Genomic DNA, 12408 nt, shown 5'->3' with positions numbered 1-12408 from the left:
GTTTTTCGTTTATTCAGCAACTTCAGTTTCATTTGCTTTTAGCTTTTCATAAAATACGCCAAGCGAAGTCGTTACATACGGAACGAGCCATAACAATCCGATGCCAAGCGTGATGATACTTAAAATTCCCCAGCCGATAAAGCTTAAAACAAGTAAAAAGTAGGTCCACTTGTAGCCGTTCATTAATCGTCTGCTTTCAGTAATAGACTGGTTGACCGAATAATCTGGGTTATCCCGGAATACGTAGTAAGCCTGTGAATAGGCAAGGCTTTTGATGATGCCGGGAATAATTAATAAAATACTCCATAGCACGGTATAAATAATCGTTAGCAAGTAAAGTCCGAGGGTTCTAAAATATAATCCCGCACATGAAAACGAATCAAACACGTTTCCTACACGTACACTTTCTCCTCGCACCAGACGCAATAGTACCCAGTAGTAAGAGAAAAAGAGCGGTACGAGCAGCAGGGATACAATATTAGCTAAGGTAGACTGAGAGTATTCGGTTTCAGACCCGCTTGGAAATCCGTTGATTAAAAAGTCAATAAGTCCTGGAATACCGGCAGCAATTAGATACGTAACGAACGTAAGCAGTACGGCAAATCCCCAGCGGTTTTTCAGCGCTGCGAGTGCACCTTGCTTCACTTCTTTTATTCTCATAACTTGATGTCCCCCTCTAGGTGAGTTTATACAGAGAATTCAACCTGTACATTAGTCAATATATTAGCGATTTTTGAATATATGAATGCTTGCACTAATAAGTTGTGTAAAGATTTTTTAGACGCTTGAAATTTGTGGAAAGTTCTTTAAAATGGAAGTATAAGGATATTTTCGATCGGAAGGAGGAATGAAAATGACGCTTGTGTATTTGTTGATTCTGGCAGTTGTTTATATCTTTCTGGATCTTGTCATGCGAAAAAAGCTCCATACAAAGATGAAAAAAAGCTATTGGAGAAGTTTTAAAGGAAGGCGTCCGCTGTTTGTCACAATTGAAATGGTGATGCTTGCTTCGTTTTTAGTGCTCATCTTCGTTATACCTCCAGCCTACACCTCGGCTTTTATGTTTCTTTTCTTTTTTCTCCTATACGTAATTCGAGGTTTCGAAGAATGGAAGTTTGAAAGAAAGTAAAAAGAGCACTACCACTCGTGGTTTGGTGCAACTTTTTTCTTATTTGGGACGTTTATATTACTGATGACGGATATGTAAAATAAGATTTAGACATAACGAAATAAACCGCTGTTGATTTCCGTGCAAGACTTCGCTTTCCGCGGGCGGGCGGTGAGCCTCCTCGTCGCGTGTGCTCCTGCGGGGTCTCACCTGTCCCGCTTTTCCCGCAGGAGTCTTCGTCTTGCCCTCCAATCAACCACTAGAAACACCTGCATATATGAAACAAGCCTACGTTCACTATACCCATAAAAAAACCCGAACGAATTTGATTCTCCATCAAAAATCAAGTTCGTTCGGATCTTCCTTTAATCAAACTACTTTTATACAAGCTTCTTTTTTTACGTAAAGTATTGAACGACTGTGCCTTTATTTTTCTTTACGTTAACACGAGCATACGCGCCGTTAATAAGCGTGAGCTGAGGAGGGAGGTGGCCGCAGTCGATGTCATAGATAACTGGAATATGTAAATCAGAGGCAAGGTCATGATACACGTCTTCAGCGGTGTAGGAATCAACGGGCTTATTAGCGCTGCTTCTGCCGAATAAAATACCTGAGCAGTTATCAAACCAGCCCGCTAGCTTAAGCTGAAGAAGTGAGCGGCGAAGGTCAGGGGTCGTCAGTTCACAGTTGTCAAAGTACCAAATGACCGGCTCAGCAGGAATGTATGTTTCTCTAAACGTTTTTACATCTCCAAAAGGAGTTCCTACTAAGTGCCTGATCACGTCAATACATCCTCCGAGAAGACGCCCTTCGATGTGCACGTCGCTTAACTCTGTATGCTTCCAAGCGGTTTGTTCGGTTAAATGAAACACGCATGGTGACGGGTTGTCATGCTGCCATTCTTTTTGATAGTGATCAGAAGAAACTTGAGCCACGCTTTCTCCTTTTTGGGTCGTCAGCACCTGCTGCCACATCGCAGTCGTTGGATCCCAGTGCTCTCCTCGCAAGTCCACAAAGTTGGTTCCATGAGCCGTTGCAATCCCGGTGTTAAGTGTAATAGCCAGCAAAAGAACGCTGGTGTCAGAATAGCCAAGCACCCATTTTGCTGTCCATTTTGTAAAGTCTAGATGTTCAAGAATTTCAATTAGCAGCTCGCCTCCCCAAGGAGGAATAATGATATCGATGTTTTCATCAGCAATCATGGCTTGAAGCTCATTTGCACGTTTTTTAGGAGAAGCGGATTTTGCTTTATGCTGCGTCCACACGGTTTCGCCCGGTATAACAGAAAAGCCTTTTTCTTTCATGCGTTCACATGATAAAGAAAACATGGAATGAAGAGCTTGAGGTACACCAGAAGAAGGTGCGGTTATGCCGATGGTTGGGTTGGATGTAAAAAAAGGATAGGTAATCATAGCGGCCTCCTTCAAAGGTTTTAGCTTATTTTACCAGCGAGAGAAATACGGAACAAGCTTATTTTTCATTTAATTTAGGAAGATTGATAGGTTTTGTAAAAAGAATTCGTATTAATAGATGTAAAAGCAAGCGGAAAGGAGCAATGTCATGGAAGATGACTGGATTGTTGCGAGTATAATGCGTAAAAAAGAAAAAGGGCTGGAGCTGTTAATTGATCAGTACGGAGGTTTAATTACGGCCATTGTACGCAAACATTTAGGCACGCTGAAAAGCTATGAAGAAGAGTGTATAAACGACGTATTATTAGCGGTATGGCATCATATTCACCGCTTTGATTCGGAGAAAAATACGTTTAAAAACTGGGTTGCGGCTATTGCAAAGTACAAAGCCATTGACTATCAGCGCAAATACATAAAAACGCAGCACGAATCGCTTGGCGAAGCGGGAGTGGGTGAAACGTCAGAAGTTCATAACATTCAAACAGACGACGTGGAAGAACTTTTAGATCACTTAAGCGAAGGAGACCGCGAGCTGTTTAAAGCGTATTACTTACAGGAAGTCGAGCTGAAGCAAATTGCTGAAAAACAGCAGACCACTATCAGCAATTTATATAACCGGCTGTCGCGCGGACGAAAAAAATTAAAAGCCATTTTTAAATGAGAAATAAGGAGGGACAAAGATGAAAAATCAATACGACTTATTAAACGGATCTTCTGTAGATTTTGATGAATATGAAGAAATTGAGCTAACGGCAAGCGAGAAAAAGCGAATAAAAAAACGTTTAAAACGTGACATAAAGCCGGTGCGGAAAAAAGCGCGTCCGCTAATTGCCGCTGCGGTGCTGCTGCTTGCTGTGACGCCTGTAATGATGCAAAACGAAACGGTATGGGCATCGGCTGTGCGAATCAGTCAGCAAATTGGCCAGCAAATTGAGCTGCTTATGAACAAGCCTGAAGGCAGCTTGAGCAGCTATAAAAAAACGGTAAATGAAACGGCAACGGACCAAGGCATTCAAGTAAAAGTAAATGAAATGATGCTTGATGACGGACAGGTGCTGCTCGGATTAACGATTAGCGCAGATGAATTTAGAAGAACTGCACTAGGGCTTAACCGAGACGCGCCAATTCGACCGGGAGAGCTGCGCGTGAAAATTGGCAATATGTCGTTTTTTGATTCCGCTTCAAGTATTAGAGAGGAACCAATCAAAAATAAAGACGGAAGCTGGAACTATCTGTACGCTTTAAAATTAACGCAAGCCGACACGGACGGAGACGGAAAAATCGATGTGAAAGGCTACAATGTGCTGGATCATATTGATCCGAATAAAAACTATCAAATCAGCGCTCAGTTCACAAGCCTTGAATTTGAAAAGAATCCTGCTCAGACGAAAAGCGGGAACTACCGAGATTCTTACGGGGAGATTAAAGGGAATTGGACCGTGCATATAAGCGTAAACGGCTCGAAAATTATTGCTGACACAAAAGTATATCCGTTGAATAAAGAAGTTCCCATTAACGAAAATGGGATAAAAGGCGTGCTGTCGATCAAAGAAGTTCGCGTATCGCCTGTTTCGATTAAGCTGCACTATACGTTTACATCGTCAACAGGAAGTATTCGAAACGGAACGAACGTGGGCGTAAAAATAAAAGACCAAAATGGAAGAGATCTTTCTGAAAGCGGCAGTGGAGGCGGAACAGACAGAGTGATAGAAATGGACGAAGAGTACCGAAATGACAAAGGAGTGGTTATGCTGCGATTTGTTCCGTATGTAAGTGATTACGAAAACGACAGTTCAAAAGATTTAACCTCGGACGCCTTTAATTTGAAGGTGAATGACAAATAACAAAATAAAAACCAGATGCGCTTAGCGAGCATCTGGTTTTTTATTAGATATCCATTTTATTTAACAAGCAAAGAAACGTTTGTAATTCTTCATCCGTAAAATGGCTAAGCTTTTCACCATATTCTTTGGTGAGTACTTTTTCCATTTCTTCTGCAAACGCTTTTCCTTTATCCGTAATGGATAAGTAGACAACGCGGCGGTCTTTTTGACTGCGTACGCGCGTGACAAATTCTCTTTCCATGAGGCGGTCGCTGACGCACGTCATGCTGCTGTTTGAGATGTGCATATGCTCTGCAATCTCAGAAACGATATGATTGCCTTCTTTATACAGCAGGCGAAGCGCTAAAAATTCATTTAAAGGAATATATGATTTTAAAGTGGGGATAACCGATAGCTGCATTTTTTTCGTTTGGTTTCGCATCGTGGAAACCACATTTTGGATAAGTTGATCTCGTGTATTCATAGAGGTTGCATGCTCCTTTTTCCGTTCAAACAATTCTTTTTCTTCTATTGTACCATATTGATTGTACATAAAGAGAAGCGGCAGGTTTTTTAGTGGAAAAAAGAGAAGTAGTACATATCTGTTGCGATAGAAAGGGGCTTGAGTGATGGAAAAAGTAATTGAGTTTAAAACGACGCTGCTTCCTTTTGATGGAGCAAAAAAGCTTGTGAACGCAAATAATTCCGAAAGTGACTTATTATACAAGGAATATTATGATCTCGGAGACGGTAAGCAGATGTGTACGCTTGTGTTTGAACGCTATTTTTTTCGCACCGGCGGCAGAGGATCATTAACGATTATTTTAGAAAATGTGTCGGGTCCAAACAAAGTAAAGTGTATTCCTTCTGGAAGCGCAGAAGGGATATTAAATATTGATTGGGGAGCAAGCAAAGATTTTGTACGATGGGTAGAAAACGCACTCTCATCGTACACGTTAGAAGAACCGCAGAGATAAAGGCAAAGCTGGAGAAGGCAATAAGCTTCTTCAGCTTTTTTTGTGGAGCGAAGGGCGAGTAGAGAAATGAAAAGATGCAAAAGCTACTGTAGAAATAAGAACTTTATGTGGACAATAAGCATTTTTTCTCTTTTTACCGGATAAATGAGTATAATATGAAATTGCAGGAAGACTTCACATTTACATAACAAAGGAGAACAACATAATGAAAAAACTCAGCATCGTATTATTCGTTTTAATGATAGCTATAGTAGGCTGTTCAAAAGGAAATGATTCAAGTTCAAAAGAAGTAAAAGGAACGATTGAAGTACCGGAATCAATTCAAGCAAATGAACAAGTCAAGCTTAAAGTCCTTGTGACGCAAGGAGATAAAAAAGTGGAAAACGCCGATGACGTGCAGTTCCAAGTTGAAAAAGAAGGCTACATCAATCAAGAAATGACAAAAGCACCGCACGAAGGAAAAGGTGTATACAGCACGGACTATACGTTTAAAGAAGACGGTGAATACATGATTACCGCTCACGTTACGGTAGACGGTGACATGAAAATGTTTACGAAAAAAGTAGAGATAGGTAAGTCTAAAGAGTAAAGTTTATAGCTGAAGAAGGGCTTATATAGCCATGTAAAAGAGAATGACTCGTGCATTCTCTTTTTTAGTAAGATGGTTTTAATCTAAGTAGTTCGATAGCTCAATCAAATTGTAATCAGGATCTCTAATATAAACAGAAACAATAGGGCCTACAGCACCTGTTCGTTTGACGGGTCCTTCTTCAATTTCTACATCATGTTTTTGTAAATGACTAATTACGCTTTGGATTTTTTCTTCTGTAATAAAACATAAATCAGCAGAGCCGGGAAGAGGGTGCTTTGCTTTTGGCTCAAATTCATGTCCCGCTTGATGTAAGTTTATTTTTTGTTCACCAAAACGAAGCGCTATTCTTCCTTCTCCGAATGTCTCTTTCTGCATGCCTAAAATAATCGTATAAAAGTGAATGGTTTTTTCAACGTCTTTTACCGTTAGTACAAAATGGTCCAACTTTTTAATCATGTCGTTTCCTCCTAACAATGTGAGCTTTCTTCGAAGATAGAGTAAGTATTTGATGAGATCTGAGAGGCTTTTCTATAAGCAAGTATATCATTTGTAAAGTGGAGAATAGACAAAGACAGCTGTATGTCTATTTTCAGTTCAAAAGAGTGTTTTATAAAGGGCCTGTTTTTTAAAATATTGTAGTTTTACACAATGCATTAAATGATTATGGGATTTTATGTTAATATTGGATGAGAAGTGGCATTTATTTTAGTAACTTGGTCTGGAAAGTTTGTTGATTAGATGTGTTGAAAATCTAAATACATATATGAATGGAGAGGCTCGTATGTCTATGGTGATACTTTCTTTAATCACTTTTGTTGTCTGGTTTGCAGCAATTCAAGAGTTTTTAAAACCTGAAAAGAATCAGAGTAACCGAAAAATAATGATGTTAACATCCGCAGGCTCCTTGCTGACGTTAGTTCTGACCATTTCTCTTTTTCAAACACTATAAAAATACCTCAAAAAGCAGTTCTCCTCGGCTATCAGCAGCGTAATGTAGGCAGCCCTGAGTTCTTCCATGGCTGTATAATTTGATTTTCTGCAATATCCGAAAAAATGATGGTAAAAGGGAAGGGGATTAGGAATAACCTTTCTTTTTTGCTCCGCTTATTTTGCAGAAAAAAGAAAAAGAAGCTTATGAACTGATGATTCGTAAGCTTCTTTTTTGTTTTATACGATTATCTTATTTATAAACGCTGGACGGGATTTTAAACGTATGAATGCCGTTAGAATAAGGGCCGTACTCATACTCACCAAATATAATGGCAATGCCGCTACTTGTGTAGTAAAACTGATCTTCTTTTAAGTTTACAGACTTAAATTCATTAACCCAGAACTGAGCACCTTTTTTATTGCGAGCAATCATTTCATTACGAATATAGTTATTAACTTTATTCAACTTAGTGTTGTTGTTAATAATATCTTTTAAGCTAATTTGTCGAGCTTTCAACAAATCGTAATTATAAGTATCAATCCAAGCGTTGCCGTGAGCGCCGCCAGCGTACGCATCATTCGTAATAGCAACACTTAAAATATTATCTTGGTTGTAAGGTACAGAGTATGTCATATTACGAGAATAAGGACCTGGTGCCCAGCCGTTTTTGCGGTCTTCCTTTTCTTGTTCTTTTAGCTCGTTGTGTTCTTTTTGTGCTTCTTTCGCGATGTTTAAAAACTTTCGATTATAGCTAGCCTCAAATGGTTTATTGATAAGGCCGGATACCTGCGGATAGCTAATGTTGCTTGCTAAAGATTTCTTCGTAACCGTTACTCCTAGTGCTTGAATTTTGTCACTAGGTGCTTTTTCATACTTAATACTTGATGACTTCTGAGCATAGGTACCCTTTGATACCCCATACAGACCACCAAATTTGCTGAACTCAGAATACACGCGGAATACTTGCCCTTTTGTCACTTTTCTAGCCGCTACTAACTTGTTGTTTTTAATGTTGTAAAGATTCGTGTTCTTTAAAACGGTAACGCGTCCTATTTGCCCTTTAACCAGTTCCTGATTCCCCCACACGACTTTTGCTTCTGCAACTGTTTGCGGAGCAAGCGGTGAGAATAACAAAGCCAAACCTAAAACAACTGCGCTAACTCTTTTGAACCTTTTCATAAAAGCCCCCTAAAGTGATTTTTTGAGGTTTTAAAGCTAATCAATACTTTATTTTCAAAAAAACCCATTCACTAGTATAGCATATTTTTACAGTTTTTTACTTTTGTTAATTTGTGTTTACTAAATTATTTTTCGACTTGATTCCTCTTATTAAATGATTAAATAAAATAGCGGGCGCACTTTATGTCTTCAGTAGAAATAAGAAAAAACACAGTATTTTACCCTAGACTAAAAAAGTTTCCTGTGGTAAACTTTCGGTATCATGACAAGTAAAAACTGAAAATTTTAAATAAATGATGCTGACATGTTCATTTTTTTGCACCAGGAGAATACCCTATTAAAAATCAACGAGCATATTTTTTTTACCTTAAAAGTTGGTCTGATGAAAAAAACATAACCTTAGGTAAAAAATGAGAAGGGACGAAAAATAGATGGCTAGTGTAAATAATTATCCATTGTCTACATTTACGACAGGTGAAACGGTACAGCTAGAGCGAATCGAAATCGAAGGTGCGTTAAAGCGACGCTTGTTAGATTTAGGATTTATTCCAGGAGCAATTATCAAAGTGCTTCAAAAAAGCCCGTTAGGAGATCCTGTTGCTTATCAAGTCAGTCATACAACGATTGGTCTCAGAAAAGAAGAAAGTTCAAAAATTTATGTAAAAAAAGTAGGTGACGACGGTGAGTGAGTATCGTATTGCACTAGCAGGAAATCCGAACACTGGAAAAAGTACGTTATTTAATAGCTTGACCGGTCTTAAGCAGCATACGGGAAACTGGACGGGAAAAACCGTAGCTAAAGCAGAAGGGACATTTGAATATCACCAGCAGCTCTATACAATCGTTGATTTACCTGGAACGTATTCACTTTATTCAAACTCAGCGGACGAAGAAGTAGCGCGTGACTATATTTTATTTGAAAGACCTGACGTTACGGTTGTTGTGGTGGATGCAACGGCGATGGAGCGAAATCTTAATTTAGCGCTGCAGGTAATGGAAATGACGGAAAACGTCGTGATTTGCGTGAACTTAATGGATGAAGCAAAGAAAAAAGGAATTGTAATTAACGAAAAAAAGCTCGCTGAATCGTTAGGCGTACCGGTTGTGACTATATCAGCTCGCAATAAAAAAGGAATTACGAATTTGCTGGATGCGATTGAGCAAGTCGTGCGAGGGCAAGTAAATCTTAATCCTTACCAGGTGCAGTACACAAAAGAAATTGAAGCATCACTAAAGGAGCTAGAACCTCAAGTCGCTTCTATTGTGGGAAATCAATTTCCTCTACGCTGGATTGCTTTACGGGTTCTTGATGGAGACACGTCATTTTTAGAAACCATTCAGCAGCGTCAGCAGCAAGATATCAGTCACACAGAAAGGAGGAACAGCGCATATGGGAAATCCGTTAACTCCTGAAAACTCATTAGCCATGGAACAGCTAACGCGCTATGCCCAGCAGGCAAAAGAAAAAGATCATCGTTCTAATATGGTCGCAAGCATTTACAAGTCATCGCAGCAAATATGTAAAAAATCAGTTGTGTACGAAGACCGCTCAAAGCTTCAGCGCACAGAAAAGCTAGATAAAGTCTTTACCTCGCCAATTTGGGGCTTTCCAATTATGCTTGGCATTTTATCGGTCATCTTTTATATCACCATAGCCGGCGCAAACGTTCCTTCTGGATTAATCGCACAAGGTTTTGGCTGGGCGGAAGGGTACTTAACAGCTTTCTTTCAAGCGATGCATGCACCAGAATGGCTGCACGGAATTCTTGTACTAGGACTGTTTCGAGGTACGGGATGGGTTATTAGCGTGATGCTGCCTCCAATGGCCATCTTTTTCCCGGTGTTTGCGCTTTTAGAAAACTACGGCTACTTGCCTCGCGTCGCGTTTAATATGGATCGTCTGTTCAAACGAGCAGGCGCACACGGCAAGCAGTCACTAACCATGGCGATGGGGTTTGGATGTAACGCCGCAGCGATTATGTCGACTCGTATTATTGAATCGCCGCGTGAACGTATGATGGCGATTTTAACAAATAACTTTGTTCCGTGTAACGGCAGATGGCCTACGCTGATTTTGTTAGCTTCTTTATTTATGGCGACCGGTTTTACAGGAAGTGCTAAAACTTTCGTAACGGCTCTTGTTGTAGTGGGAACGGTGTTATTTGGAATTGTGGTGACGCTGTTCGTATCGTGGGCACTGTCTAAAACGGCACTGCGCGGAGTACCAACACACTATACGCTAGAGCTCCCGCCTTACCGCAAGCCGAAATTTGTTGATACGATTGTGCGCGCGACGCTGGATAAATCGCTGTTTGTGTTAAAACGCGCGATTATTGTTGCAGCACCCGCAGCGGTGTTAACGTGGGTATTGGCTAATATCTATATCGGTGACACAAGTATTTTAATGCACTTCGTTCAGTTTCTTGATCCGTTTGCCAAGACGCTGGGGCTAGACGGGTATATACTAGCTGCTTTTATTATTGGCTTGCCGGCTAATGAAATTGTTGTACCGGTTCTACTGATGGCGTATTTATCAACGGGTTCATTAATTGAAATTGAAGATGCAACAAGACTCAAACAAATTTTCCTTGATCACCACTGGACGTGGCTAACGGCTCTTAATATGATGCTGTTTTCGCTCCTGCATTTTCCATGCGGAACGACGCTTGTGAATATTTATAAAGAAACCAAAAATGTCAAGTGGACGTTTCTTGCCTTTGCGATTCCAACAGTGATTGCGATTGGGGTTACGTTTGCGGTTGCTCAAGTGGTAAAAGCATTTAACCTTATTTAAATATGAAATAAAAGTGCAGGGCTTTGAAAAGAGCCCTGCTTTTTTTATGAGTTGTTAATTAACTAGATATTCAGTTTTATAATGTAAGATTAATTGATATTTTTTAGGATAAATGGTAATTTGTATGATGTGTATTTGTTTTATGATACGCACACATGTAACTTCTGGGGGAGAACAACTATGGCGAAAAACAAGGCAGCAGAAACCATCTGCTGGCTGGCAATCCTTGCTCTCCTTGCTCTCCTTATTCTCAGTATCGTAAATGTCGTTTATAAAGGTACAAAACAAACGCTTCTATTTACGAGAGATGAGCTGAAGTCTGGAGAAGTAAGCAAAAGCTGGGAATCATTTCGAAAAGAACAGCAGCTGTCACAGAACAATGCAAAAATAGAAAGTTTTCGTTTAACGCTCGATAGGAATCAAAACATATCTTCTATGCGGTTTACATTAATAGATCCTTCTGATCATAACTCCTATAAAATGCTGGATTACAGCTCTTGTTTTTTATGTGAAGACAAAGGAGAGGATCGGTTGACGGTTACAAGTGACAAAGTTGATGGAAAGCCTGCTCAATATGACCGATTAATGACCGCAGATGAGTTTTTTTCGAAGGTAGAGGTTCTTAATAACCAGCATTTCTTTACAACTAGTCGCTATGCGTACACGCACCTTTATTCTTCCGGTGAGTACGAGAATACGAGTTATGACGGCCCTTACTTTATTTTAGAGGGAACGGAGTTAAAACAGCTACAAACCTCTCATGTTTCGGACGAAGATTATCGTAATTACGGCAGCATACAAGTGATTGGCAGCAACAGTTCAGGAGGCTATCAGACAAGCGAGGGTACGACCAAAAGCGTCATCGTCAGGTAAAAAGAAGCTGCAGTTTACACTAAGAGAGATTAGTAGAAAAAAGCGCGGATAACGTGCTAAAAGGGGACTGACTGTGGGGATATTTTCTAATAAAATAGATTCAAAAAAAGCTAATAAGTATCAAACAAGGCTATACTCTTGTTTCACCATTCTCATCGTAGTGAATGTGATTAACAGCTGGTTTCTCGATTGGCTTTGGCTTTATATCACCACAAGCAGCGTTCTTGTTATACTCGTGATATTCCTGCTCAAAACACCTAAACGTGATTTAGATGAAGAGTGGAAGCAGCTAGAAATAGAGAAAGACGAGGCTTTTGAAAACAGAGTCAATTTGATGATGATGAATGGCCGAAGTGATGTGCAGGCTATTAAATACATACGAAAAGAAAAAAATCTTGGTCTGCTTCATGCGAAGCAGTATCTTGACCGTATTAAAGAATCAAAAAGAGACCTCTGACAAGCAGAGGTCTCTTTTTGATAGGAATTTTACTTTTTCTCGCCAACCATTACTTTTTTCTTCTGACTTTTGCTCATTTCCTTTTGAACAGCCGACCACGGCAATGACTAAAACGAGCAGCAGCATGCTAAGCTTTTGCATAAATGTCTCCATAAAACTTTATCACTAAAGTCACAAAATAAAATCATCTCAATGAGTGATTTGTACGATTGTGACGGCAAGGAAATTGAACATTTTGTTACAAAAAACAGTTTACTATCAC

General features: G+C 39.8%; 18 protein-coding genes. 11 read left to right on the top strand and 7 right to left on the bottom strand.

The window, feature by feature from the left end; translation table 11 throughout:
• Window positions 1-9: 9 nt before the first annotated feature.
• Window positions 10-660: a DUF975 family protein gene (locus ACFX4E_RS14685; RefSeq protein ID WP_060745119.1), complete on the bottom strand. Its 651-nt coding sequence runs from the start codon at window positions 658-660 to the stop codon at window positions 10-12.
• 193 nt (window positions 661-853) lie between these two features.
• Here ACFX4E_RS14685 and ACFX4E_RS14680 point away from each other — a divergent pair, with 193 nt between their 5' ends.
• Window positions 854-1129 carry a DUF4181 domain-containing protein gene (locus tag ACFX4E_RS14680; protein WP_377238582.1) on the top strand — a complete coding sequence of 92 codons (276 nt, stop codon included), beginning with the start codon at window positions 854-856 and terminating at the stop codon, window positions 1127-1129.
• Between the two features lie 52 nt (window positions 1130-1181).
• On the opposite strand, the gene ACFX4E_RS14675 is transcribed toward ACFX4E_RS14680, so the two are convergent.
• Entirely contained in the window at window positions 1182-1364 is a 183-nt protein-coding gene (locus tag ACFX4E_RS14675) for a hypothetical protein (RefSeq protein ID WP_323618025.1), read from the bottom strand.
• A gap of 142 nt (window positions 1365-1506) precedes the next feature.
• A complete protein-coding gene (locus ACFX4E_RS14670) occupies window positions 1507-2520 on the bottom strand; it encodes a S66 family peptidase (RefSeq protein ID WP_377238581.1) in 1014 nt (337 codons plus the stop codon).
• Between the two features lie 148 nt (window positions 2521-2668).
• Between ACFX4E_RS14670 and ACFX4E_RS14665 the strand changes: the two genes are divergently transcribed.
• Window positions 2669-3181 carry a sigma-70 family RNA polymerase sigma factor gene (locus ACFX4E_RS14665; protein ID WP_098524872.1) on the top strand — a complete coding sequence of 171 codons (513 nt, stop codon included), beginning with the start codon at window positions 2669-2671 and terminating at the stop codon, window positions 3179-3181.
• Between the two features lie 19 nt (window positions 3182-3200).
• Window positions 3201-4364 carry a DUF4179 domain-containing protein gene (locus ACFX4E_RS14660; protein ID WP_377259100.1) on the top strand — a complete coding sequence of 388 codons (1164 nt, stop codon included), beginning with the start codon at window positions 3201-3203 and terminating at the stop codon, window positions 4362-4364.
• A gap of 43 nt (window positions 4365-4407) precedes the next feature.
• On the opposite strand, the gene ACFX4E_RS14655 is transcribed toward ACFX4E_RS14660, so the two are convergent.
• The gene (locus ACFX4E_RS14655) at window positions 4408-4827 is read right to left on the bottom strand and encodes a MarR family winged helix-turn-helix transcriptional regulator (RefSeq protein WP_377238579.1); all 420 of its coding nucleotides are present in this window, start codon (window positions 4825-4827) and stop codon (window positions 4408-4410) included.
• A gap of 145 nt (window positions 4828-4972) precedes the next feature.
• Here ACFX4E_RS14655 and ACFX4E_RS14650 point away from each other — a divergent pair, with 145 nt between their 5' ends.
• Both ACFX4E_RS14650 and ACFX4E_RS14645 read left to right on the top strand, forming a co-directional pair.
• On the top strand, window positions 4973-5320 hold the full coding sequence (locus ACFX4E_RS14650; protein ID WP_028409537.1) for a DUF6054 family protein: 348 nt from the start codon (window positions 4973-4975) through the stop codon (window positions 5318-5320).
• A 205-nt stretch (window positions 5321-5525) separates the two neighbouring features.
• Window positions 5526-5909 (top strand): FixH family protein, encoded by a 384-nt coding sequence (locus ACFX4E_RS14645; RefSeq protein WP_043981069.1) that lies wholly within the window; start codon window positions 5526-5528, stop codon window positions 5907-5909.
• 78 nt (window positions 5910-5987) lie between these two features.
• Here the strand turns inward: ACFX4E_RS14645 and ACFX4E_RS14640 are convergent, their stop codons facing one another.
• Complete coding sequence (locus ACFX4E_RS14640) at window positions 5988-6368, bottom strand: VOC family protein (protein WP_377238578.1); 381 nt, start codon at window positions 6366-6368, stop codon at window positions 5988-5990.
• A gap of 325 nt (window positions 6369-6693) precedes the next feature.
• Between ACFX4E_RS14640 and ACFX4E_RS14635 the strand changes: the two genes are divergently transcribed.
• Window positions 6694-6861, top strand: coding sequence for a hypothetical protein (locus ACFX4E_RS14635; protein WP_377238577.1), 168 nt, complete (start codon window positions 6694-6696; stop codon window positions 6859-6861).
• Window positions 6862-7092: 231 nt separating this feature from the next.
• Here the strand turns inward: ACFX4E_RS14635 and ACFX4E_RS14630 are convergent, their stop codons facing one another.
• A complete protein-coding gene (locus tag ACFX4E_RS14630) occupies window positions 7093-8022 on the bottom strand; it encodes a DUF3298 and DUF4163 domain-containing protein (protein WP_377238576.1) in 930 nt (309 codons plus the stop codon).
• A gap of 431 nt (window positions 8023-8453) precedes the next feature.
• Here ACFX4E_RS14630 and ACFX4E_RS14625 point away from each other — a divergent pair, with 431 nt between their 5' ends.
• The 5 genes from ACFX4E_RS14625 (at window position 8454) to ACFX4E_RS14605 (ending at window position 12146) form a co-directional block, all read left to right on the top strand.
• Window positions 8454-8711, top strand: a complete 258-nt coding sequence (locus ACFX4E_RS14625; protein WP_013058246.1) for a FeoA family protein — start codon at window positions 8454-8456, stop codon at window positions 8709-8711.
• Window positions 8704-9435, top strand: a complete 732-nt coding sequence (locus ACFX4E_RS14620; protein WP_028409534.1) for a FeoB small GTPase domain-containing protein — start codon at window positions 8704-8706, stop codon at window positions 9433-9435. Before ACFX4E_RS14625 ends, ACFX4E_RS14620 begins: the two co-directional genes overlap by 8 nt.
• 13 nt (window positions 9436-9448) lie before the next feature.
• Window positions 9449-10816: a nucleoside recognition domain-containing protein gene (locus ACFX4E_RS14615; protein WP_028409533.1), complete on the top strand. Its 1368-nt coding sequence runs from the start codon at window positions 9449-9451 to the stop codon at window positions 10814-10816.
• Between the two features lie 180 nt (window positions 10817-10996).
• Window positions 10997-11689 carry a hypothetical protein gene (locus tag ACFX4E_RS14610; RefSeq protein ID WP_377259097.1) on the top strand — a complete coding sequence of 231 codons (693 nt, stop codon included), beginning with the start codon at window positions 10997-10999 and terminating at the stop codon, window positions 11687-11689.
• Between the two features lie 73 nt (window positions 11690-11762).
• Entirely contained in the window at window positions 11763-12146 is a 384-nt protein-coding gene (locus tag ACFX4E_RS14605; RefSeq protein WP_098247872.1) for a hypothetical protein, read from the top strand.
• Here ACFX4E_RS14605 and ACFX4E_RS14600 read toward each other — a convergent pair.
• Window positions 12129-12287, bottom strand: coding sequence for a hypothetical protein (locus ACFX4E_RS14600; protein ID WP_176536186.1), 159 nt, complete (start codon window positions 12285-12287; stop codon window positions 12129-12131). The two genes, ACFX4E_RS14605 and ACFX4E_RS14600, sit on opposite strands and share 18 nt — an antisense overlap.
• Between the last annotated feature and the right edge of the window lie 121 nt (window positions 12288-12408).

The sequence above is a fragment of the Priestia sp. YIM B13491 genome, from assembly GCF_042787605.1.
Taxonomy (GTDB): Bacteria; Bacillota; Bacilli; order Bacillales; family Bacillaceae_H; genus Priestia; species Priestia megaterium_E.
This window is presented reverse-complemented; position numbering and strand designations above follow the sequence as displayed.